The organism is Sphingobium sp. WTD-1 (assembly GCF_030128825.1).
Classification (GTDB): Bacteria; Pseudomonadota; Alphaproteobacteria; order Sphingomonadales; family Sphingomonadaceae; genus Sphingobium.
Window position 1 is genome coordinate 3253434 of record NZ_CP119127.1, and the last position, 22536, is coordinate 3275969.

The window sequence follows — 22536 nt, forward strand, 5'->3', positions numbered from 1 at the left end:
TAATCGGCACCCTTGTCGCACATGGTAAAAAGGGATTTCGGGTCAATGAAACAGCTATTGATGTGCAGCGCCGCGCTGGTCGTGGCGGCTGCGCCGACGATCGCGCTCGCGCAATCGACCGGCTCGCAGGATTTCGAGGACAGCATCATCGTCACCGGCGCGCAGGGCGACCAGAGCGTCGGCGGCGTCAAGATCCCGGAGACGCCCAAGGCCAAGGTCACGCTGGATCAGGAACTCATCGCCCGCCAGCGCCCCGGCCAGGCGATCAACGAAACGCTGAACCTGGTGCCCGGCGTCAGCTTCTCCAACCAGGACCCCTGGGGATCGCTGGGCGGCAGCTTCACCGTGCGGGGCTTCAGTTCCGACCGCGTGTCGCAGACAATCGACGGCATTCCGCTCAATGACTCGGGCAATTACGCGCTCTACACCAACCAGCAGCTCGACCCGGAAATCATCGAGGCGGCGACCGTCAGCCTGGGCTCGACCGACGTCGACAGCCCGACCGCCTCGGCCGCCGGCGGCACGATCAACATCCGTTCGCTGATGCCATCGGACGAGATGGGCGCGATGATCAGCGCCAGCTATGGCAATATCGTCGCGCGCGGCAATGACGATGATCGCGCCTATCACCGCATTTTCGGCATGGTCCAGACCGGCGTCTTCACGCCCTTTGGCACCAAGGCCTGGTTCTCCGCCTCACGCGCGACCAACAAGTCGACCTACACCAATTATGGCGGCGTCGATAAGCAGCAATATAATGGCAAGATCTACCAGCCGATCGGCAGCAATGGCGACTTCATCGCGCTGGCCGGCCACTACAACCAGAACCGCAACACCTTCAACGGTTCGACCTATACCACCGCGACCTTCCCCGGCACGACCGACGGCCGCTTCTACGACACCGCGACCTGCACCGTGGACACGCCGCAAACCGGCGTCACCGACTATGCCAATAGCTGCGGTTCGGCGTTCGAGCGGCGCTACAACCCGTCCAACACCGGCAATGTCCGCCTCAATTCGCGCTTTACTCTGGCGAACGGCCTGACCCTCACGGTCGATCCCAGCTTCCAATATACCAAGGCCAATGGCGGCGGCACATCCTATGCCTATGAAGGCGCCAGCGCCGACGGCAACACGGGTGGCTATTATCTCAAGGACAGCCGCAACAGCGCCACCAGCAGCTCGACCCAATATTATTATGTCGGCGGCGTGGACCTCAACGGCGATGGCGACACGCAGGATTTCGTCCGCGTCCTGTCACCCAGCCAGACGGTGACCAGGCGCTATGGCGTGATCGCCAACCTGTCCTACGATATCGATCCCGACAACCGCCTGCGCCTGTCCTACACCTATGACCGTGCCCGCCATCGCCAGACCGGCGAGGCCGGCTATCTGGAACTGGACGGCGATCCGGTCGACGTCTTCCCGATCAACAATCCGATCGTCGATGCCGACGGCAATGTCGTGCAGAAGCGCAATCGGCTATCCTATGCCACGCTGAACCAGATTTCGGGCGAATATCGCGGCGCCTATCTCGACGATCAGGTCATCCTGCTGCTGGGCGCGCGCATGCCCTTCTTCAGCCGCGACCTCAATCAATATTGCGTCACCACCGACGCATCGGGCAATGTCAACTGCCCGGCGACCCAGGCCGGCATCGATGCCCAGCTTGCCGCCAACAGCGCCTATGCCGCGCCGCAGTCGCGCAAGTTCGACTATAACAAGCTGTTGCCCAACCTTGGCGTCACCTACAAGTTCACCAGCAAGGCCAGCGTCTTCACCAGCTATGCCAAGAACCTGTCCGTGCCCGGCACCGACGCCCTCTATGGCGCGCTCTATTTCGACGAAGGCTCCAGTTCGGGCAATCCCAAGCCGGAGACGTCAGACGCCTTCGACCTCGGCGTTCGCTATCAGTCGGGCATCGTCCAGGCGCAGCTGTCGGGCTGGTACACGCGCTACAACAACCGCCTGGCGACCGCCTATGACGCCGATTGCGATTGCAGCGTGACCCGCAACCTCGGCCGTGTCGACAAATATGGCGTCGACGGCAGCGTCGCGGTGCGCCCGGTCAAGGATCTGATGCTCTACGTCTTCGGCTCCTACCTCAAGTCGGAGATCAAGGATGATGTCCAGACCGGTGCCAGCACCTATGCCGCAACCGCCGGCAAGCGCGAGGCCGGCGCGCCGGTCTATACGCTGGGCAGCCGTATCCAGGGCACGCTCGGCCCGGTCGACCTCGGCCTCCAGATCAAGCGGACCGGCGAACGCTATGTCAACGACATCAACACGGTGAAGCTGCCCGGCTATACGCTGGTCGATCTCGACGCCCGCTTCTCGCTGGAGCAATGGGGCCTCAAGAAGACCTTCTTCCAGCTCAACGTCACCAACCTGTTCGACAAGGTCTATATCGGCTATTCGGGCACCGGCCTCACCAGCACTGCAACCACCGCCTATCTCGGCTCGCCCCGCGCGATCAGCGGGTCGATGGTCGTGGCCTTCTGACCGGACGAAGGGGCGCCGGCACCGGCGGGCGCCCCTTCACCCCACCACGGGCATCGCCCCGTCCAGATAGTCGAGAAAGGCGCGCACCCGCGCAGCGGTGCGGTCTTCCGCCGCGTAGAGCGCGTGGATGTCCTCGCCATCGCCGGGATTATAGTCGGCCAGCACTTCGACCAGACGCCCCGCCCTGATGTCGCTGGCGACATGGAAATGGCCGTGCCGGGCGATGCCGCCGCCGGCGACCGCCATCTGGCGCACCACTTCGCCTGAATTGCCGTAGAAGCTGCCTTGCACCGGCCGCTGCACCAGCTTTCCGCCGATGCGGAACGGCCAGCCGTCGATCGAGCGGCGGAAGCTGAAGCGCAGGCAGTCATGATCGTCCAGATCGTCCGGCGTTAGCGGCGTGCCGCGCCGGGCGAGATAGGCCGGGCTCGCCACCAGCATCATCGCGCTATGGCCCAGCTTCTTCGCGCGCAGGCTGGTGTCGCGCAGCGGACCGATGCGGATGGCGATATCGGCCCGCTCCTCGACCAGATCGACGATCGTGTCGGACAGGGTCAGGTCCACCGTTACCGCCGGATATAATGCCCGAAAGCCCGGCAGCACCGGGATCAGACATTCGATGCCGAAGGAGGGCGAAGCGTTGATCCGCAACAGCCCGCGCGGCGCGGTGCGATCCTCGCCCAGCCCCGCCTCCAGCGCCATCATGTCGCCCAGCAGCACCGCCATCCGGTCGCGATAGGTGACGCCTTCCGGCGTGAGCGCCAGCGCCCGCGTCGTCCGCCGCAACAGGGTGACGCCCAGCCGCTGTTCCAGCCGCGCGATCGACCGGCTGACCGCCGATGGCGTCAGACGCAGCGCCTTGGCGGCCGCCGCCAGACTGCCCTCGCCCGCCACCATCAGGAAGGTCTCGATATCACCGAACCGGTTATCCATGATTTTAAATCACTTCTAAAATGCAAAAGTGCAATCTAATCACCAATGATAAATAGTCTATCTTGGTGTCAACTTCGCTGTCACTTTTCAGAGGAATGCACCATGGATCTTCAGCTTTCGGGCAAGACCGCCCTCGTTACCGGATCGACCGCCGGCATCGGCTTCGCCATCGCCAAGCGCCTGGCTGAGGAAGGGGTCGAGGTCATCATTACCGGTCGCAACCAGGCCAAGCTGGATGCCGCTGCCGCCGAGCTTTCGCAGGCCGGCACCATCCGCGCGGTGCTGGCCGACCCCGCCACCGCTGCGGGCGCCGACGCGCTGATCGCCGCCGTCCCGGACATCGACATCCTCGTCAACAATCTCGGCATCTACGAGGCCAAGGACTTCACCGACATCACGGACGCGGACTGGCACCATCTGTTCGAGGTCAATGTCGTGAGCGGCGCCCGCCTTGCCCGCCATTATTTCCCGAAGATGCTGACCAAGAACTGGGGGCGCATCCTGTTCATCGCCAGCGAAAGCGGCCTGCTGCCGCCGGCCGAGATGATCCATTATGGCATGACCAAGTCCGCCCAGCTCGCCATTTCGCGGGGCCTTGCCGAACATACGCGCGGCACCGGCGTCACCGTCAATTCGGTGCTGCCCGGCCCGACCCGGTCGGAAGGCATTGTCGAGTTCATCCGCTCCGTGGTCGACAACAAGGACGCGTCAGAAGCCGAGCGCGAGGCCGAATTCTTCACCAAGCTGCGCCCGCTCTCGCTGATCAAGCGGCTGATCGAGGCCGACGAAGTCGGCGCGATGACCGCCTATCTCGCCAGCCCGCTGGCGGCCGCCACCAACGGCGCGGCGGTCAAGGTCGAAGGCGGCATGGTGCCGACGATCTACTAAGAAACTCCACCTCCGTTCGTTTCGAACTTGTCGAGAAACGGAAGCAAAGCGCTTGCCGCTTCTCGACTTCGCTCGAAGCGAACGGGAGTTTGCATCCTGCTTGTGGCAACTGGCCCTGTCGCTCGTTTCCCCCTCTGCCTATGAGGATGGAAATGAGCGATACGGACTGCCTGCCCACCATCGACCAGGCGCTGGAACAGGATGGCTATGCCCGCCTGGCCGGCGCCGACCTGCTTCGCCAACTGGATATCGGCGCGGCTGACTGGGCGCCCTTTGCCCGCAGCTGGGACGATCTTGGCCCCGATCTCTTCATGGCCGATGGCGGCCGTTATCGCCGTCGCCGCCACGCCACCTTTCGCTGCGCCGCCGGGCAGTTCAGCCGCCAGCCGCACCAGCCCCATTATCAGAGCCGCGACTACAATCCGCTGAACGGCGACGTGCAGCGCTGGTTCGATCCGGTCGAGGATGCCACGATCGCGCTGCCGGTGACGCAGGCGCTGCTGGCCTTCTGCGCCGGGCATTTCGATCCGGCGTCATCAGGCGACTGGCATGTCGAGATGCACCAGTTCCGGATCGAGGCGAAGCCGGGCGAGCTTGGCCGTCCCACGCCCGAGGGCATGCACCGCGACGGGGTCGACCGGGTCTTCGTGATGCTGGTCGAACGCCGCAACGTGCGCGAGGGCGTCACCCGCATCGGCGGTGCCGACGGCACGCCGATGGGGGAATTCACCCTGGCCCAGCCGGGCGACGCGATGCTGATCGACGATCACCGCATCTTCCACGGCGTGACCGAAATCCACGCCGTCGACCCAGCCCAGCCCGCCTGGCGCGACGCGCTGGTGATGACCTTTGTAGCCAACAGCTAAGCGCGTTCGTTTCGAGCGAAGTCGAGAAAGAAAGGGCGAACGCCGCGCTCTGCGCTTCTCGACACGCTCGAAGCGAACGGCTCTTTGATTCTCCGCCTTTATTTCAGCAGCACCAGTTCTTCGGCCATGCTGGGGTGCAGCGCCACGGTATCGTCGAAATCCTGCTTGGTGAGGCCCGCCTTCACCGCGACGGCGGCTGCCTGCAGGATTTCCGGCGCGTCCGGGCCGATCATGTGCAGGCCAACCACCTTGTTGGTGGTCGCGTCCACGACCATCTTGTACAGCGCCCGCTCGTCGCGCCCGGCCAGCACATTCTTCATCGGCCGGAAGTCGGAGGTATAGACCTTCACCGTGCCATATTTATTCTTCGCCTGCGCTTCGGTCAGGCCGACGCCGGCCAGCGGCGGATGGCTGAACACGGCCGAGGGCACGCAGCTATAGTCCACGGTGCGCGGATTGTTGCCGAACACGGTGTCGGCAAAGGCATGGCCCTCGCGGATCGCCACCGGGGTCAGCTGCAGCCGGTCGGTGACGTCGCCCACCGCATAGATGCTCTCGCAGCTGGTGCGGCTATATTCGTCGACCTTGATCGCGCCCTTGTCGTCGATCTCGACGCCGGCATTCTCCAGCCCCAGCCCGTCGGTGTGCGGACGGCGACCGGTGGCGAACAGCACGATGTCGGCCGCGACCGGATCACCATTGTTGAAGTGGACGCACAAGGTACCGTCCTCCTTCTTCTCGATCTTCTCCATCTGCGCATTGAAGCGGAAATTAATCCCCTTCATCGTCGAAATCTGGAGCAGGCGGTCGCGTATCTGCTCGTCATAGCCGCGAAGCAGTGTGCCGCCCCGGTTGACCATCGTCACATGGCTGCCGAACTGGTGGAAAATGCCGGCAAATTCATTGGCGATATAGCCGCCGCCGACGATGACGATGCGCTTGGGGCATTCGTCCAGATGGAAAACCTCGTTGGAGGTGATGCCATGTTCGGCGCCCTCCACTTCGGGGATCAGCGGCCAAGCGCCGGTTGCGACCAGGATGACCTTGGCCGTCACCTCGCGCCCGCTGGCGAGCTTCACGCTGTGCGGCCCGGTCACCGTTACCCGTTCGGCGATCAGCTCAACCTTATGGCTGTTCAGCGTATTGGTGTAGAGCCCTTCAAGCCGGTCGACATCGGCCAGCACATTGTCGCGCAGCGTCGCCCATTCAAAACCGCAATCCGGCACATTCCAGCCGAAACGACGGGCGTCCTTCAGATCCTCGGCGAAATGCGCGCCATAGATAAGCAGCTTCTTGGGCACGCAGCCGCGGATGACGCAGGTGCCACCGACACGAAATTCCTCGGCCACCGCGACCTTGGCGCCATGCGCGGCGGCGACGCGCGACGCACGCACCCCGCCCGATCCTGCGCCGATGACGAAAAGGTCGAAATCATAATCGCTCATGCCAGTCTCCGCTCGGCGCACATTCTTGGCGGCGGATATGGCGGCTGGACGGCGCAGTTACAAATGGGAATTTCCTCCCCGCCCGCGGGGAGGGGGACCATGCGCAACATGGTGGAGGGGGGGCGCCGCCAGCCCGGCGAAGAAGGATAGCCCCCTCCACCGGCCTGCGGCCGATCCCCCTCCCCGTGCCGGAGAGGATTATTCGCCCAGTGCGATCTCGATCAGCGCCATGGTCGAGGGGTCGAAGCCGGTCGGGCCATTGGCCTCGATCGACTTGGCGATCTCCTTGCCCAGCTCGACGCCGAACTGGTCATAGGGGTTGATCCCCATCAGCACGGCATTGGCGAAGGTCCGATGCTCGTAGAAGGCGATCAGCGCGCCCAGCGCCTCCGGGTTCACATCATCCATCAGGATGGTGGTCGACGGGCGGTTGCCGGCATAAGCACGGGCCGGATCTTCATTGTCCTTGCCGCGCATCAGCGCCGCGCCCTGGGCGAAGCAGTTGACCAGCAACGCGCGATGATGCGCCGGGTCGAGCGCGTTGCCCGGCTCGATCGAGGCAATGAACTCGACCGGGGTCAGGATCGTGCCCTGGTGCAGCAACTGGAACACCGCATGCTGCGCATCGGTGCCGACGCCGCCCCAGGTGATCGGCGCGGTCGGCCCATCCACCGGCGAGCCGTCCAGCTTCACCGACTTGCCGTTGCTCTCCATCTCCAGCTGTTGGAGATAGGAGGGCAGCAGTGCCAGCCGCTCGTCATAGGCGAACAAAGCGCGGGTCTCGCAGCCCAGCACACGGGCATAATATTGGTCGACGAAGGCGGCGATCAGCGGGATATTCTCGCGCGGATCGGTAAGCTGGAAATGACGGTCCATCGCCGCCGCGCCCTCCAGCAGACTTTCGAACGCGTCCCAGCCCAGCGCCAGCGCGGCCGGGAAGCCGATCGACGACCAGAGCGAATAGCGGCCGCCCACGCTTTCGGGGAAGGGCAGGATGCGGGTCTCGTCGACGCCCCATTCCATCGCCTTTTCCGGCGCGGCAGTGAGCGCGATGATCTTGCCATAAGGGTCTTCGACACCCGCCTCGACCATCCAGTTGATCGCGCTCGCCGCGTTCAGCATGGTTTCGCTGGTGGTGAAGGTCTTCGATGCGATCGCGATCAGCGTGGCGTCGGGGTCGAACGCATCCATCGCCTTTTCAAGCGCCGTGCCGTCGACATTCGAGACGATCGCGACGTCATAGCGCATCCCGTCGCCGCCCAGCGCATCGACGATCAGGTCCGGGCCGAGCGCCGACCCGCCGATGCCGATATGCAGGATATGGCGGATCGGGCCGAGCGCTTCCGCCTCGATCGCGTCGATCAGCGCGCGGGTGCGATTGTGCAGCGCCTTGGCCAGCGCCACGCTGTCGGCATTGCCGACGCCACGCTGCGCGGTGTGCTCTGCCGCGCGGCCTTCGGTATTGTTGACCGCCTCGCCTGCAAACAGCGCCTCGCGCCGGCCGGTGAAATCCTGTTCCTGCGCCAGCTTCAGGAAGCCGTCGACCAGATCGTCGGTCAGGTGGGTCTTGGACCAGTCGAAGCGCAGCGGCCCGTGGCTCAGCACCAGCTTGGACAGGCGGTCGGGATCACTCTCGAAGATGGTCTTGAGTTCAGCTTGAGGCAGGGCGGCAAGGGCCGCCAGTGCGGGACTGGACATGCGGGAGATCCTCTTGGTCGTTGGTCGATATCGACGCTGCACCGGTCGATTCTTCCTCTCCTTATCCAAAAGCGGCACGCATTGCATCGTCCACGCGCTTGACGCGGCGCGGGCGACCCCGCAAAAGCCGCGACAGGCCGCACTCACACGCTGCCGTGCGGCACGATCTTGAAGGACTATAAGACAGACATGAACGCAAAATCGGAAACGCGGGACTTCATCTGGTTCCTCGCCAAGCTGGCGGTGTTCGTCTTCGTCCTGCGCAGCTTCATCGTCTCGCCCTTCAACATCCCCTCGGAATCGATGCAGCCGCGGCTGCTGATCGGCGATTATCTGCTGGTTGCCAAATGGCCCTATGGCTATTCGCGCTATTCCCTGCCCTTCTCGGTGCCGCTGATCCCCGGCCGCATCTTCGCCTCGACGCCGCAGCGCGGCGACGTGGTCGTGTTCAAGGCGCCGCCGAGCCAGAAGAACGACTATATCAAGCGGGTGATCGGCCTGCCGGGCGACATGATCTCGGTCCGCGGCGGCACCGTCTATCTGAATGGCCAGGCAATCCCGAAGCAGAAGGTTGCCGACCTCGTCATTCCGGTGACGCCCAACATGGAAGATGCCGCGCAGAAGGAAGGCAGCCCCTCCCCCTGCTATCGCCCCGAATTCGAGCAGGCGGCACCGGGCGGCGGCAAGCAGTGCCGCTATCCCCAGTTCCGCGAGACGCTGCCCGGCGGCAAGAGCTATAACGTCCTCGACCTGGTGCCCGATGGCGCTGCCGACGACCGTGACACCGTGCTGGTGCCGCAAGGCCATCTGTTCATGATGGGCGACAATCGCGATCGCAGCGCCGACAGCCGCTTCCCGGCGGTCGAAGGCGGCGGCATCGGCCTCGTCCCCGAGGAAAATCTGGTCGGCAAGGCGCTCGTCTCCGTCTTCTCGACCGATGGCAGCGCCAACTGGCTGCTGCCCTGGACTTGGTTCACCGCCGCGCGCTGGAGCCGGATCGGGGAAGGCTTTTGATGGTGGCTTCGCACAGGCCTGATAGCGCAGCCTGGCTGATCGCGCTGATCGGCCGCGCGCCGATCAACCCCGCCGCGTTCGAACAGGCGCTAACCCATGGCAGCGCCAAGGCGGAAAATTACGAGCGGCTGGAATTTCTGGGCGACCGCATCCTGGGGCTGCTGATCGCCGAATGGCTCTATGCCCGCTTTCCGGCTGAACCGGAAGGCAAGCTGTCGCGTCGTTTCAACGCGCTGGTCTCGGGCGAGACCTGCGCGCAGGTGGCCCGCGCCGCTGGCGTGCCCACCCATCTGGTGTTGGGCAAGCAGGCCCGCGACGATGGCGCCGCCGACAGCGACAATGTGCTCGGCGACGTGATGGAAGCACTGATCGGCGCTCTCTATCTGGAGGCCGGACTGGACGAGGCGCGCACGTTGGTCCGTCGCCTGTGGGGCGATCGGGTCGATACCCAGACCGCCGCGCCGCGCCACCCCAAGTCGGCGCTGCAGGAATGGGCCGCGTCGAACAAGCGCAAGCCGCCCGAATATGTGATGACGGACCGGTCGGGGCCGCATCATGCGCTGCGCTTCACCGTCACCGTCTCGATCAAGGGCGCAGGCGAAGCGAGCGCCACCGGAGGCTCTAAGCAGGAAGCCGAGACGGCGGCAGCGAAAGCCCTGCTGGAGCAATTGGCGGGCTAAGCCTGTCCCCAACATTCATTTTGGTTTAGGAAGACGTCTCCGCGCATTGGCGTGGAGCGAACGGAGCATGTGATTGACCATCGAGTTTGAAAATCAGCGCTGTGGCGTCATCGCCATCGTCGGCGCCCCTAATGCCGGCAAGTCGACGCTGGTGAATGCGCTTGTCGGGCAGAAGGTGGCGATCACCAGTCCCAAGGCGCAGACCACGCGCACCCGGGTCATGGGCGTCGCGATCGAGGGCGACGCGCAGATGGTGCTGGTCGACACGCCCGGCATCTTCGCGCCCAAGCGCCGGCTCGACCGCGCGATGGTGCAGGCCGCCTGGGGCGGCGCGCAGGGCGCGGACCTGATCGTGCTGGTGGTCGACGGCAAGGCTGGTCTTGGCGCCAAGATGGAACCGATCATCGCAGCGCTGGCCGCCCGGCCGGAAAAGAAGTGGCTGATCCTCAACAAGGTCGACATCGCGATCAAGGAAAAGCTGCTGGTCCATACCCAGCGCCTCTATGAGCAGTTGGACATCGAGGAGACCTTCTTCGTCTCCGCCGCGACCGGCGATGGCCTGGCCGAACTCAAGACCGCCTTTGCGAACGCCATGCCCGAAGGCCCCTGGCATTTCCCCGAGGATCAGGTGTCGGACGCGACCGACCGTATGCTGGCGGCCGAAATCACCCGCGAACAGCTTTATCACCAGCTCCACGCCGAACTGCCCTATGCCGCTGCGGTCGATACCGAGCAGTATAAGGAGCGCGACGACGGTTCGGTCGAAATCCACCAGCAGATCCTGGTCGGCCGCTCCAGCCAGCGCGCGATCGTGCTCGGCAAGGGTGGCCAGCGCCTCAAGGAAATCGGGTCCAAGGCGCGCGCCGAACTGGCCAACCTCCTGGGCGTCAAGGTCCATCTCTACCTTCACGTCAAGGTGAAGGAAGACTGGGAAGAAGACCGCTTCATCTATCGCGACATCGGCCTCGACTGGGTCGACTGATCCACTTCGCTGCACAAGCGAAACATAATCGCTACCCCGGTCGTTGAGCCGTCATGCTCAAGACCATCATGGTGGCCACGCGGGATCGCGCACGACTGGCCGAGATTACCAGCGTCGCGACCCGCTTCGGCCTCGACATGCTGCTCGCCCGCCTGGGACTGGCCAAGGGCGGCGACGGCGCTGCCGCCGATCCGCCCGACCTGCCCCGCCGCACCCGGCAGGCGATGGAAGCGCTCGGCCCGACCTATGTGAAGCTGGGCCAGATCCTCGCCACCCGGCAGGATCTGCTGCCCGAAGCGTGGATCGCCGAATTTGGCAAGCTGCACAGCGACGCGCCGACCCTGCCCTTCGAGCAACTCCGCCCGCGCCTCGAAGCGGTGCTTGGCGAACCGGTCGAGACCGCCTTCGCCCGCTTTGACATGGCCCCGCTCGCCGCCGCCTCCATGGCGCAAGTCCATCGCGCGACCCTGACCGACGGGCAGGAGGTGGTGGTCAAGATCCGCCGGCCCGGCATCCGCCAGGCGATGGAGGCGGACCTGCGCCTCATCACCCACCTCGCCGGCATCGTCGAAGCGAGCAGCCGCGAGGCGCGCCGTTTCCAGCCGCAGGCGCTGGTGCAGCAATTGCTCGACACCGTGCTGGAGGAACTGGATTTCACGCAGGAAGGCCGCAATGCCGACCGGCTGCGCGAAGACCTGGCCGACAACCCGGCCGTGGTCATCCCGGCGATCCACTGGACCTATTGCGCGGAAACCGTGCTGGTGATGGACTATATCGACGGCGTACCGCCGCGCGACGGCGACACCTTGCGCGCCGCAGGCATCGATCCGGCCGCGATCGCCGACCTAGGCGCAGCGCTGGTGCTCGACATGGTGCTGGTCCATGGCCGCTTCCATGGCGATCCGCATCCCGGCAATCTTCTCTGCCTGCCCGGCGACCGACTCGCCTTGCTCGACATGGGCCTGATCGGCCATGTCAGCGCGCGACGGCGGCAGGAATTCCTGTCCTTCATCCTCTCGCTTCGCTCCGGCGACGCGCGCACCCTGGCCGACACGCTGCTGGTCTGGTCAAAGGCCAGCGCGCCCGATCCCGGCCGGGTGTTGGACGCGGCCGAGCAACTGGTCGCGCGCCATGGCAGCGGCCCGCTGGTCCTCACCCGCATGGTTGCCGACTTCTTCCCGCTGCTGCGCAAGGAGGGGCTGGTGCTACCGCCCGACCTCGCCCTCATCTTCAAGGCGCTGATCACGATGGACGGGGTGCTGGGCGCGATCCAGCCCGGCTTCGACCTGTCGCAGGCCCTGCAGAAGGCGCGCGGCCGGCTGGTGATGAACCAGGTTGCGGCGGCCCATGCCCCGGAAAAGACCGTCGCCCTGCTGCTCGAACTCTCGCGCATCGCCGACGACGCCCCGCGCCTGCTGCGCGCGCTGACCCGCCGGCTGGAGGCAGATGCAACACCCGCCACGCCATCACCGCCCGACAATGGCGCGAAATGGATCGCCGCCGCCGTCCTGGCTGCCGGCGCCCTGATCGCCGCCGCGCACTATTTCGGCTAGAGGGGCGTCGGTTCGGCTCCGCGCCACAACAAAGCAAGCGAGAAACTGGTCAGCCACTCAGTTCGTCGGGGCTTCATTCTCGGCGATGATCGACAGGGCAAAGTCCCGCGACCGTTGCACCAGCGTGCGGACCGTGTCCGGCCCGTCATAGCCCTCATAGGCCGCGACCAGGATCGCCTTGCCCGCTGCTGCCGTCAGGCAGCCGCCGACGCCGATCGCCACCTGCGCCTGCTGGGTCTGCATCGTCATCGATCCGCCGATGATCGCGCAGCTATCATCCATCCCCATCGGCACCACCTTGCCGCTGGTCTGGGTCTTGGCGCCGAACAGCGTCTCCATCCCCTTGTCGATGGTCCCGTTCACATCGCCCTTGTCCAGGAACGCCTTGAACGCCGGCGTATCGAACTCCGCTTCCATGAGCTTCAGGAACTGGTCCCGCTCCAGCGTCGCCATCAGCGCCGCGACCGGCGCCTTGACAAGGATATAGCGATCCAGCTTCGTCAGCGTCGCGTCGCAGGCATAAAGGGTCAGGACCGTGACATTCTGCGTATCCATGGTCGCCATCATCTGCGCCAGCGACGCCATCTGCCCCTTGGGCGGACAATAGCCCTCCGGCACGGTCCAGTGCAGTTCCTTGTCGCCGACCTGGAAGCGCACGACCTCCGGTTCGGCGGCCAGCGCGGGGCTGGCCGCCGACAGCAACAGGGCGGCGATGGCGCAGGCGCGCGCCGCCATGGCGCCGATCATGCCTTGGCAGTCTCCGCCTTCTTCTTGGCCGGGGCCTTCTTGGCGGCGGGCTTCTTTTCGCCGGCTTCCTTCTTCGCCGCCGGCTTCTTGGCAGCGGCCTTCTTCGCCGGCGCCTTCTTGCCCTTCTTGGCCGGGGCCGCCGCTGCGCGCGCGTCGATCAGCTGGGCCGCTTCCTCCAGCGTCAGCGCGTCCTGCTCGATCGTCTTGGGCAGGGTCGCGTTGGTCGTGCCGTCGGTGACATAGGGGCCATAGCGGCCCGCCATCAGCTTGATCTCCGCCTCGGTACGCGGATGCTTGCCCAGCACCTTCAAGGGCTCGCGCGACGAACCGCCACGACCGCCCTTGTTCGCCGCATCGGCGAGCTTGGCGACAGCCATGTTCATGCCCACCTCGAAAATCTCGGCGGTCGAGGACAGGCGGCCATATTTGCCGTCATGCAGCAGATAGGGACCGAAGCGGCCGATATTGGCGACGATCGGCAGACCGGTTTCCGGGTGCAGGCCGACCTCGCGCGGCAGGCTCAGCAGCTTGATCGCCCAGTCGAGCGTCATCTCGCCATCGGGCAGATCCTTGGGGATCGACCCGCGCTTGGCCTCCTTGCCCTCGCCCATCTCGATATAGGGACCGAAACGGCCGGACTTCTTGACGATGTCCTGCCCGGTTTCGGGATGCTGGCCCAGAATTTCGGGGCCGGTATCCGCGCCCTCACTGCCGCCCGGCTGACCGAACTTGCGGGTATATTTGCACTCGGGATAGTTGGAGCAGGCGATGAACGCACCAAAGCGGCCGCCGCGCAGCGACAATTGGCCATCAGCGCAGAGCGGGCAGGCGCGCGGGTTGCTGCCATCCGCCTTGGGCGGGAACAGCATCGGCTCCAGAAACTTGTCCAGCTCGGCCGTGATGTCCGACGGCTTCTGCTCCATGATCTCGGCGGTCTTGGGCTTGAAGTCCTTCCAGAAGGCTTCGAGCACTTCCTGCCACTGGGCACGGCCGCCGGAAATCTCGTCCAGTTCATCCTCAAGACCCGCGGTGAAATCATAGGAGACATAGCGTTCGAAGAAGCGCTCCAGGAAGGCCGTCACCAGTCGCCCGCTCTCCTCGGCGAAGAAGCGGTTCTTCTCGACGCGGACATAGTCGCGGTCCTTCAGCACCTGCAGCGTCGAGGCATAGGTCGACGGGCGACCGATGCCCAGTTCTTCCAGCTTCTTCACCAGCGAAGCTTCGGAATAGCGCGGCGGCGGCTGGGTGAAATGCTGCTCGGCGCTCACCTTCCTCTTGGCTGGCGCGTCGCCTTCGTTCAGGCGCGGCAGCAGCTTGCTGTCATCATCCTCGGCGTCGTCGCGACCTTCCTCATAGAGGGCCAGGAAGCCGGGGAAGATCACCACCTGGCCAGTGGCGCGCAGCGTGTGGCTGCCGCTGCCGTCGACCATGTCGATGGTGGTGCGTTCCAGCCGGGCCGAGGCCATCTGGCTCGCCAGCGCACGCTTGAAGATCAGGTCGTAGAGGCGCGCATGATCGCCACCGCCCACCTTGTCGCGATGGAATTCGGTCGGACGAATGGCTTCATGCGCTTCCTGCGCATTCTTGGCCTTGGTCTGATATTGGCGCGGCTTTTCTGGAAGATAGCCGCCGTCATAGCGCTCCGCGATCGCCTTGCGCGCTGCGGAAATGGCGCTGCTATCCATCTGCACGCCGTCGGTACGCATATAGGTGATCGCGCCGTCCTCGTAGAGCTGCTGCGCGATCCGCATCGTGTGGCTGGCCGAAAAGCCCAGCTTGCGCGCGGCTTCCTGCTGCAGGGTCGAGGTGGTGAAGGGCGGCGGGGGATTGCGGGTGAGCGGCTTGGTCTCGACCTTGTCGACGGTGAAGCGCCCGGCCTCCACGTCGGCCTTGGCGGCCATGGCGTCGCCTTCCTTGCCGATGGTCAGGCGATCGATCTTCTCGCCTTTCCAGCGGACCAGGCGCGCGGTGAAGCCCTGCCCGCCCTGCTCCATCTCGGCCGCGATCGACCAATATTCCTGCGGCACGAAGCTTTCGATCTCGCGCTCGCGCTCCACTACCAGGCGCAGCGCGACCGACTGGACGCGCCCCGCCGACTTGGCGCCGGGCAGCTTGCGCCACAGCACCGGCGACAGGGTGAAGCCCACCAGATAGTCGAGCGCCCGGCGCGCGCGATAGGCGTCGATCAGATCCTCGTCCAGCGCGCGCGGCTTCGCCATCGCGTCCAGCACCGCCGCCTTGGTGATGGCGTTGAACGTCACCCGGTCGACCGTCTGCGGCAGCGCCTTCTTGGCGCGCAACACTTCCTGCACATGCCAGCTGATCGCTTCCCCTTCGCGATCAGGGTCAGTCGCCAGGATCAATCGCGTGGCCTTCTTCGCCTCGTCGGCGATGGCCTTGAGCTGCTTGCCCTTGTCGCCATAATTTTCCCACGACATGGCAAAGCCGTTGTCGGGATCGACCGACCCGTCCTTGGGCGGCAGGTCGCGGATATGGCCGTAGCTGGCCAGGACATGGAAATCCCCGCCCAGATATTTCTCGATGGTCTTCGCCTTGGCCGGCGATTCGACAATGACAAGTTGCATTCAGGCCCCGGTTTGGAAGTCTCTCACGTATACGCGCGAGTCTGTAGGGTAGTGGTGGAGGGCGTCAAGCGCCCTGCGCATCTCGTCTCATGACCGCAATCAGCAAGGCCATGACCAGCGCCGCCCCGCTCCCCAGCCATATCGCATCCCGTTGCAGGATCGGAAACAGCCATGCGCCGGTCACCGCGCCCAAGACGAGCCCCAGCCAGAGCAGCGCATAGCTGCCCCAGCCTGGATAGCGCCGACCGGTAACCATTCCGGCAAGCCCAAAGCCGATACGCACCAGACTGCCGGTCATATAGGTCAGCCCCAGCGGCGCTTCGCCTTCGCGTTCGAACACGGTGTTTTCGGCGCCCATCGCCAGCGCCAGCACCCCCGCAGCGCAAAATGCCGAATGACCGACCATCAGCGCCGCAGCAGCCAGCAGTATCGCGACGAGGATCAATATGGCGCTGCTCTGCCGCCGCCCGGCAACCGCACCGACGATCGCGCCACCGGCAACACCCGCGACAAAGCACAGGATCAGGATGGCCGCCGCCGTCGCATCACTCCTGTCGCTCGCAATGCCGACGGCCAGCCGGGTCGAATTGCCGCTCATGAACGACACGAAGAAGCCCGATGTCATCAGGAAACCAAGCGCATCGACATAACCCGCCAGAAACGCCAGGGCGATGGCGAAGCCCTGCATCGGCCGATCGAACCGGATCATCGCGCGCGCCGCCGCCTCATATCAGGCTGACCCGTCCGCCCGCCTGTCGCTCCAGCCCGCCCGCCAGTTCCAGTTCCAGCAGCACCGTCTGCACGATGGCGGGCGACAGGCCGGACAGGCGGATGATCTCGTCCGCCGCCACCGCAACCGGCCCCAGCAGCGCGATCACCGCCGCGCGATCGGTATCGGCGACATCGCCCGACACCGGCTGGCCGATGAAATCGAAACTGCCCTGCCGCACCATGCGGGGATCAAGCCCGCCGACCGCCTCCAAAATGTCGTCGGCATTCTGCACCAATGTCGCGCCTTCGCGGATCAGCAGGTTGCAGCCTTGCGCACGCGGATCGAGCGGCGATCCCGGCACCGCCATCACCTCGCGCCCCGCCTCGGTCGCCAGCCTTGCGGTGATCAGCGACCCGGACTTGGGCGCCGCCTCCACCACAACCGTGCCCAGCGCGAGGCCGGCGATGATCCGGTTGCGTGCCGGGAAATGCCGGGCGAGCGGCTGGGTGCCGGGCGGATGCTCGGTCACCAGCAGGCCACGTTGTGCCACATCTTCCTGCAAGGCTGCATTTTCGGGCGGGAAGCCGATGTCGATGCCGCTGGCGATCACGCCGATCGTGCCGCTGTCGATCGACCCGCGATGCGCTTCGGTATCGATGCCGCGGGCCAGACCGGACACGACCACCGCGCCGCGATCACCCAGTTGCTGCGCCAATATCCGGGCGAAGCGGCAGGCGGCGGCCGAGGCGTTGCGCGCGCCGACCATGGCGATGCAGGGCTGCGCCGCGATTGCGGTATCGCCACGCACGATCAACGCCGGCGGCGCGCCCTCCATCTCTGCCAGCAAGGCCGGATAGTCGGGATCGCCCATCAGCAGATAGCGGACACCGATCGCGCGGGTGGCGGCAATCTCCCGCTCGATCGCGGCAGCATCGGCCACCCGCGCCTCGCCCCCGCCGCGCGCGGCAAGCACGGGAATGGCGCGCAGCGCCTCGGCCGCGCTGCCGAAGCGCGCGAGCAACTGGCGGTAGCTGACGGGGCCGATCCGCGGGGATCGGATCAGGCGGAGACGGTCGAACCGCTCCTGCCCGGTCACTCGGTGGCGGCTTTCTGCTTGGAGCTGCCGACCTTGGGTTCCTCACCCTTCATCAGCCGGGCGATATTGGCGCGGTGCCGCCACAGCACGATCAACGCGAGCGCCAGGCTGACCGGCACCAGATCGATCCGGCCAAAGGCAAACATGGCGATCGGCGCGCTGACCGCGGCTGCCATGCCGCCGACCGACGACCATTTGGTGCCGAACAGCGCGCCCAGCCACACGACCGCAAAGACGATGCCGGCCGGCCAGTACATGGCCGTCACCACGCCCATCATCGTCGCCACGCCCTTGCCGCCGGCAAAGCGCAGCCAGACGGGGTAGCAATGGCCGATGAACGCCATGGCGCCCGCCATCGGCCCGCCACCATCCACCAGCGCCGCGCCGATCAGCACCGCCGCCGCCCCCTTGAGCAGGTCGAGCAGCAGGGTCGCCGCCGCCAGCCCCTTGCGGCCCGTGCGCAGCACATTGGTCGCGCCGATATTGCCCGACCCGATCTGGCGCAGGTCGCCCGCGCCGGTAAAGCGCGTCAGCAGCAGGCCAAAGGGGATCGAACCGAGCAGATAGCCCAGCACCAGGACAAAAGCGGGAAGCAGCCAGGGAGGTGTCATGAAATTCGCCGATAAAGCGTTTTCGAAGCAGCTGGAACAGCAGCTGACTCGGAAAACGCGAAAATCAAAAGATCAGAACAGAACTGCCGATGCAATCGGCGGGCCTGTTCTGATTGTTGCGCGCGACCATAGCGAGACAGGCGCGGGGAGCAATGGGCAGTATCGGTTTACCGCACCCGCGCGGGATTGCCGACCACGGTTGCGCCGGCCGGCACATCGCGCGTTACCACGCTGCCCGCACCGATCAGCGCATCATCGCCGATCGTCACACCGGGCAGGATGATCGCGCCGCCACCGATCCACACATTGCGGCCGATAGTGATCGGCACGCCCCATTCGATGCCGGTCGCGCGCTCGGCCGGATCGCGCGGATGGTCGGCGGTCAATATCTGCACCCCGGTGCCGATCTGCGTGCCATCGCCGATCGTCACCGGCACGACGTCCAGGATCACGCAGTTGAAGTTCAGGAACACGCCCGCGCCCAGGAAGATGTTGAAGCCATAGTCGCAGTGGAAGGGCGGCCGGATCGTCGATCCAGCTCCCAGCGCGCCCAGCCGCTCGCGCAGCAGTTCCTCGCGCTCAGGCGGCAGGGTCGCGTTGAAACGCTGCATCCATGCCGCCGCCGCCAACTGATCCGCGATGATTTCCGGGTCGCTCGCATGATAGGGCTCACCCGCGATCATCTTCTGCTTCATGCTGGGCTGCGTCATCCTGTTCTCCTTTGATCGGCCCGCGAGGTGGCAGCGACCGGCCCGATTTGCAAGCACCAGGCGTTGACACTCCCGCCCCATGCCGCGACACAGGCGCGCATGACGGTCGCACCAGACGCTCCCATCCTTTTCTTCGATTCCGGCGTGGGGGGCCTGTCCATCCTCGCCCCGGCCCGCGCCGCCTTGCCAAACGCCCCTGTGGTCTATGCCGCGGACAGCGCCGGCTTCCCCTATGGCACCAAGAGCGAGGCGGAGATTGCCGCGCGCGTGCCTGCCCTGCTCGGTCGGCTGGTGGAGCGCTATCGCCCGCGCCTCGCCGTCATCGCTTGCAACACCGCCTCGACCATCGCCCTTCCGCATGTTCGCGCCGCGCTCGACATTCCGGTGGTCGGCACCGTCCCGGCGATCAAACCGGCGGCGCTATTGTCCAAAAGCCGGGTGTTCGGCGTGCTGGGCACCAATGCCACCGTGCGCCAGCCCTATGTCGACCGGCTTGCCGCTGAACATGGCGCCGACTGCACGGTGCTGCGCCATGGCAGCGCCGCGCTGGTGCAACTGGCCGAGGCGAAGCTGCGCGGCGAAACGCTCGATCCCACTATCGCCCGCGATGCGCTGGCGGGCCTCCTCGACCAGCCTGGCGGCGACCGGATGGACATGGTCGTCCTCGCCTGCACCCATTTCCCGCTGGTAGAACAGGAACTTGCTGCCACCGCGCCGCATCCTATGGGCTTCGTCCATGGCGGCGAAGGGATCGCCCGGCGCATCGCCTTCCTGACCGATGGCCAGCCCTGGCCGGACGCGCCCTCGCCCGGCATCGCCGTCTTCACCCGCGTCGATGACAGGGTCGAAGCGCTGCGCGATGCGCTGGCCGGCTATGGCCTCGATCGCATCGACGCGCTCTGACCCCAGGGGTAGGCCATTTGTCCAATGGCAAAGCGTTTCGATCACACTGATAGGGAATCTGCGTATCGTTGCGAGCGGTTATCGCTGGCAATGGCAGACGCGCGCAGGTAAATGCACTCCTCAGGCAGAGGATGGCGCGACCATAGAAGAACCGGCGCGCGAGCAACGGGAAGAACGGCGTAGTGAATTACAAGCATATCTTTTCGCAGGCGATCGACCGGCTCCACAGCGAGGGCCGCTACCGCGTGTTCATCGACATCCTGCGCAACAAGGGCGCCTTCCCCAACGCCCGCTGCTTCCACGGCCATAACGGCCCGAAGCCGATCACCGTCTGGTGCTCGAACGATTATCTCGCCATGGGCCAACATCCCAAGGTTGTCGCCGCCATGGAGGAAGCGCTCCATGATGTCGGCGCCGGATCGGGCGGCACCCGCAATATCGGCGGTAACACCCATTATCATGTTGATCTGGAGGCGGAACTCGCCGACCTGCATGGCAAGGAATCAGCCCTGCTCTTCACCTCGGGCTATGTCTCGAACGAAGCGACGCTTTCGACCCTCGCCAAGATCCTGCCGGGCTGCATCATCTTTTCGGACGAGCTGAACCATGCCTCGATGATCGCGGGCATCCGCAATTCGGGCTGCGAAAAGCGCGTCTTCCGTCACAATGATCTCGATCATCTGCGCGAACTTCTCGCCGCCGAAGATCCCGAGGCGCCCAAGCTGATCGCCTTCGAAAGCGTCTATTCGATGGACGGCGACGTCGCGCCGATCGCGGAAATCTGCGACCTGGCCGACGAGTTCAACGCGCTCACCTATCTCGACGAAGTCCATGCCGTGGGCATGTATGGCGCACGCGGCGGTGGCATTTCGGAGCGCGATGATGTCGCCGATCGCCTGACCATCATCGAAGGCACGCTGGGCAAGGCGTTCGGCGTCATGGGCGGCTATATCGCCGCCGACCAGATGATCGTCGACGTGATCCGCAGCTATGCGCCCGGCTTCATCTTCACCACCTCGCTCTCGCCCGTGCTGGTCGCCGGCGTGCTGGCGAGCGTGCGGCACCTGAAGGGCTCCAGCGCCGAGCGCGAAGGCCAGCAGGCCTCCGCCGCCAAGCTCAAGCAACTGATGCGCGACGCAGGCCTGCCGGTGATGAACTCGGTCACCCATATCGTGCCGCTGATGGTGGGCGATCCGGTCAAGGCCAAGCGGATCAGCGATATCCTGCTCGCCGAATATGGCGCCTATGTGCAGCCGATCAACTATCCTACCGTGCCGCGCGGCACCGAACGGCTGCGCTTCACCCCCGGCCCGGCCCATAATGAAGAGATGATGCGCGACCTGGTGTCGGCGCTGGTCGAGATCTGGGATCGGCTGGAACTGGAACTGCTCGAGCGCCAGGCGGCCTGACGGTCCCGACAGGCCACTTACCTCTTCAAAGGCCCAGGGCAGGACAGCGTGTCTGCCTGGGCCTTTCGGGCGCGAATATGTTATAGCGGCGGCGCGAACGCGCCGGAGTCGCGCGTCCTGCGAGAGGAGCGCACCATGTCCGCACCGATCGACGAAGCCAAATTGCACGCTTTCACGAGCAAAATGCTCGGGGATCTTGGCGGCGCGATGAGCGTGCCGACCGTGCGTATCGGGGTAAGGCTCGGCCTTTTCGATATATTGGCGAACGGGCCAGCATCCGCGGCCGAACTGGCGGCGCGCGCCGGCAATCTGCACGAGCGCTACATCCGCGAATGGGCCTATGCCCAGGCAGCAAATGGCTATGTCGATTTCGACCCGGCGACGCAGCAATTCAGCATGTCGCCCGAACAGGCGATGGTCTTCCACTATGTCGACAGCCCGGTCTATCTGGTCGCGGCTTTCGAGATGGTAGCCGCGATGATCGAGGCGGAATCCAAGGTGGAAGAATGTTTCCGAAACGGTAGCGGCGTGCGCTGGGGTGATCATGCCGGCTCCCTCTTCTGCGCGACTGGTGCCTTCTTCCGCCCCGGCTATGTCAATAATATCGTCCAATATTGGATCCCCGCCCTGCAAGGCGTGGAAGCGAAATTGCGCGTGGGTGCCAAGGTGGCCGATGTCGGATGTGGCGTGGGCTTTTCGACCCTGCTGATGGCGCAGGCCTATCCGGAGAGTCGTTTCATCGGCTATGATTTCCATGCGCCATCGATCGAGGAAGCGCGGCGCCATGCCGCAGCCCATGGGCTGGCGGACAGTGTTCAGTTCGAGGTTGCCACGGCAAAGGACGTGCCTGACAGCGACTTCGATCTGGTGACCATGTATGATTGCCTGCATGACATGGGCGATCCGCGCGGCTGCGCGAGCCATATGCGGCGGATATTGGCCGCCGGTGGCAGCTGGATGATCGTGGAGCCAGCGGCCGGCAATCGCCCGCAGGACAATTTCAATCCGGTCGGCCGGCTCTATTACAATGCCTCCACCATGATCTGCGTCCCGACCTCGCTGGATCAGGAGGTCGGCGAGGGCCTGGGCGCCCAGGCAGGCGAAGCCCGACTGACGGAGGTTATCCGCAGCGGCGGGTTTGCAAATGTGCGTCGCGCTGCCGATGGGCCATTCAATATGGTGCTGGAAGCTTGGTAGCCCGC

Annotated in this window: 19 protein-coding genes; 10 read left to right on the forward strand and 9 right to left on the reverse strand. The window is 65.2% G+C overall.

Translation table 11 applies throughout. The features are described 5' to 3' along the window. Nucleotides 1-45: 45 nt before the first annotated feature. Nucleotides 46-2502, forward strand: coding sequence for a TonB-dependent receptor (locus N6H05_RS16200; RefSeq protein ID WP_284110551.1), 2457 nt, complete (start codon nt 46-48; stop codon nt 2500-2502). A gap of 36 nt (nt 2503-2538) precedes the next feature. Here the strand turns inward: N6H05_RS16200 and N6H05_RS16205 are convergent, their stop codons facing one another. Next, a complete protein-coding gene (locus tag N6H05_RS16205; RefSeq protein ID WP_284110553.1) occupies nt 2539-3435 on the reverse strand; it encodes a LysR substrate-binding domain-containing protein in 897 nt (298 codons plus the stop codon). 102 nt (nt 3436-3537) lie between these two features. Between N6H05_RS16205 and N6H05_RS16210 the strand changes: the two genes are divergently transcribed. Both N6H05_RS16210 and N6H05_RS16215 read left to right on the forward strand, forming a co-directional pair. Beyond that, on the forward strand, nt 3538-4323 hold the full coding sequence (locus tag N6H05_RS16210) for an SDR family NAD(P)-dependent oxidoreductase (protein ID WP_284110554.1): 786 nt from the start codon (nt 3538-3540) through the stop codon (nt 4321-4323). A gap of 152 nt (nt 4324-4475) precedes the next feature. After that, entirely contained in the window at nt 4476-5189 is a 714-nt protein-coding gene (locus N6H05_RS16215; RefSeq protein WP_284110555.1) for a 2OG-Fe dioxygenase family protein, read from the forward strand. Nucleotides 5190-5287: 98 nt separating this feature from the next. Here the strand turns inward: N6H05_RS16215 and gor are convergent, their stop codons facing one another. Both gor and pgi read right to left on the reverse strand, forming a co-directional pair. Continuing rightward, entirely contained in the window at nt 5288-6634 is a 1347-nt protein-coding gene (gene gor / locus N6H05_RS16220) for a glutathione-disulfide reductase (protein ID WP_284110556.1), read from the reverse strand. A gap of 198 nt (nt 6635-6832) precedes the next feature. Continuing rightward, nucleotides 6833-8332, reverse strand: a complete 1500-nt coding sequence (gene pgi / locus N6H05_RS16225; protein WP_037519667.1) for a glucose-6-phosphate isomerase — start codon at nt 8330-8332, stop codon at nt 6833-6835. Between the two features lie 189 nt (nt 8333-8521). On the opposite strand from pgi, the gene lepB reads away from it, so the two are divergent. The 4 genes from lepB to N6H05_RS16245 all read left to right on the forward strand — a co-directional run bounded on the left by lepB (nt 8522) and on the right by N6H05_RS16245 (nt 12561). Beyond that, nucleotides 8522-9346 carry a signal peptidase I gene (gene lepB / locus N6H05_RS16230; RefSeq protein WP_284110557.1) on the forward strand — a complete coding sequence of 275 codons (825 nt, stop codon included), beginning with the start codon at nt 8522-8524 and terminating at the stop codon, nt 9344-9346. Beyond that, the gene (gene rnc / locus N6H05_RS16235; protein ID WP_284110558.1) at nt 9346-10026 is read left to right on the forward strand and encodes a ribonuclease III; all 681 of its coding nucleotides are present in this window, start codon (nt 9346-9348) and stop codon (nt 10024-10026) included. The genes lepB and rnc overlap by 1 nt, the downstream gene beginning before the upstream one ends. 73 nt (nt 10027-10099) lie before the next feature. Continuing rightward, nucleotides 10100-11008, forward strand: a complete 909-nt coding sequence (era, locus tag N6H05_RS16240; protein ID WP_284110559.1) for a GTPase Era — start codon at nt 10100-10102, stop codon at nt 11006-11008. Between the two features lie 53 nt (nt 11009-11061). Then, entirely contained in the window at nt 11062-12561 is a 1500-nt protein-coding gene (locus N6H05_RS16245; protein ID WP_284110561.1) for an ABC1 kinase family protein, read from the forward strand. A gap of 57 nt (nt 12562-12618) precedes the next feature. Here N6H05_RS16245 and N6H05_RS16250 read toward each other — a convergent pair whose 3' ends face one another. From N6H05_RS16250 to N6H05_RS16275, 6 genes are all read right to left on the reverse strand, one after another. Beyond that, nucleotides 12619-13308, reverse strand: a complete 690-nt coding sequence (locus N6H05_RS16250) for a hypothetical protein (RefSeq protein ID WP_284110562.1) — start codon at nt 13306-13308, stop codon at nt 12619-12621. Further along, the gene (gene topA, locus N6H05_RS16255) at nt 13305-15893 is read right to left on the reverse strand and encodes a type I DNA topoisomerase (protein ID WP_284110563.1); all 2589 of its coding nucleotides are present in this window, start codon (nt 15891-15893) and stop codon (nt 13305-13307) included. The genes N6H05_RS16250 and topA overlap by 4 nt, the downstream gene beginning before the upstream one ends. A gap of 64 nt (nt 15894-15957) precedes the next feature. After that, nucleotides 15958-16602: a YoaK family protein gene (locus N6H05_RS16260; RefSeq protein ID WP_284110564.1), complete on the reverse strand. Its 645-nt coding sequence runs from the start codon at nt 16600-16602 to the stop codon at nt 15958-15960. Between the two features lie 16 nt (nt 16603-16618). Beyond that, a complete protein-coding gene (dprA, locus tag N6H05_RS16265; RefSeq protein ID WP_284110566.1) occupies nt 16619-17701 on the reverse strand; it encodes a DNA-processing protein DprA in 1083 nt (360 codons plus the stop codon). Continuing rightward, entirely contained in the window at nt 17698-18312 is a 615-nt protein-coding gene (gene plsY, locus N6H05_RS16270) for a glycerol-3-phosphate 1-O-acyltransferase PlsY (protein WP_284110567.1), read from the reverse strand. The genes dprA and plsY overlap by 4 nt, the downstream gene beginning before the upstream one ends. A 167-nt stretch (nt 18313-18479) precedes the next feature. Beyond that, complete coding sequence (locus tag N6H05_RS16275) at nt 18480-19022, reverse strand: sugar O-acetyltransferase (RefSeq protein WP_284110568.1); 543 nt, start codon at nt 19020-19022, stop codon at nt 18480-18482. 99 nt (nt 19023-19121) lie between these two features. Here N6H05_RS16275 and murI point away from each other — a divergent pair, with 99 nt between their 5' ends. The 3 genes from murI (at nt 19122) to N6H05_RS16290 (ending at nt 22531) form a co-directional block, all read left to right on the forward strand. After that, complete coding sequence (murI, locus tag N6H05_RS16280; RefSeq protein ID WP_284114250.1) at nt 19122-19925, forward strand: glutamate racemase; 804 nt, start codon at nt 19122-19124, stop codon at nt 19923-19925. A gap of 182 nt (nt 19926-20107) precedes the next feature. Then, nucleotides 20108-21334 (forward strand): 5-aminolevulinate synthase, encoded by a 1227-nt coding sequence (gene hemA, locus N6H05_RS16285; protein ID WP_284110569.1) that lies wholly within the window; start codon nt 20108-20110, stop codon nt 21332-21334. A 135-nt stretch (nt 21335-21469) separates the two neighbouring features. After that, a complete protein-coding gene (locus tag N6H05_RS16290) occupies nt 21470-22531 on the forward strand; it encodes a class I SAM-dependent methyltransferase (protein ID WP_284110570.1) in 1062 nt (353 codons plus the stop codon). Nucleotides 22532-22536: the final 5 nt, after the last annotated feature.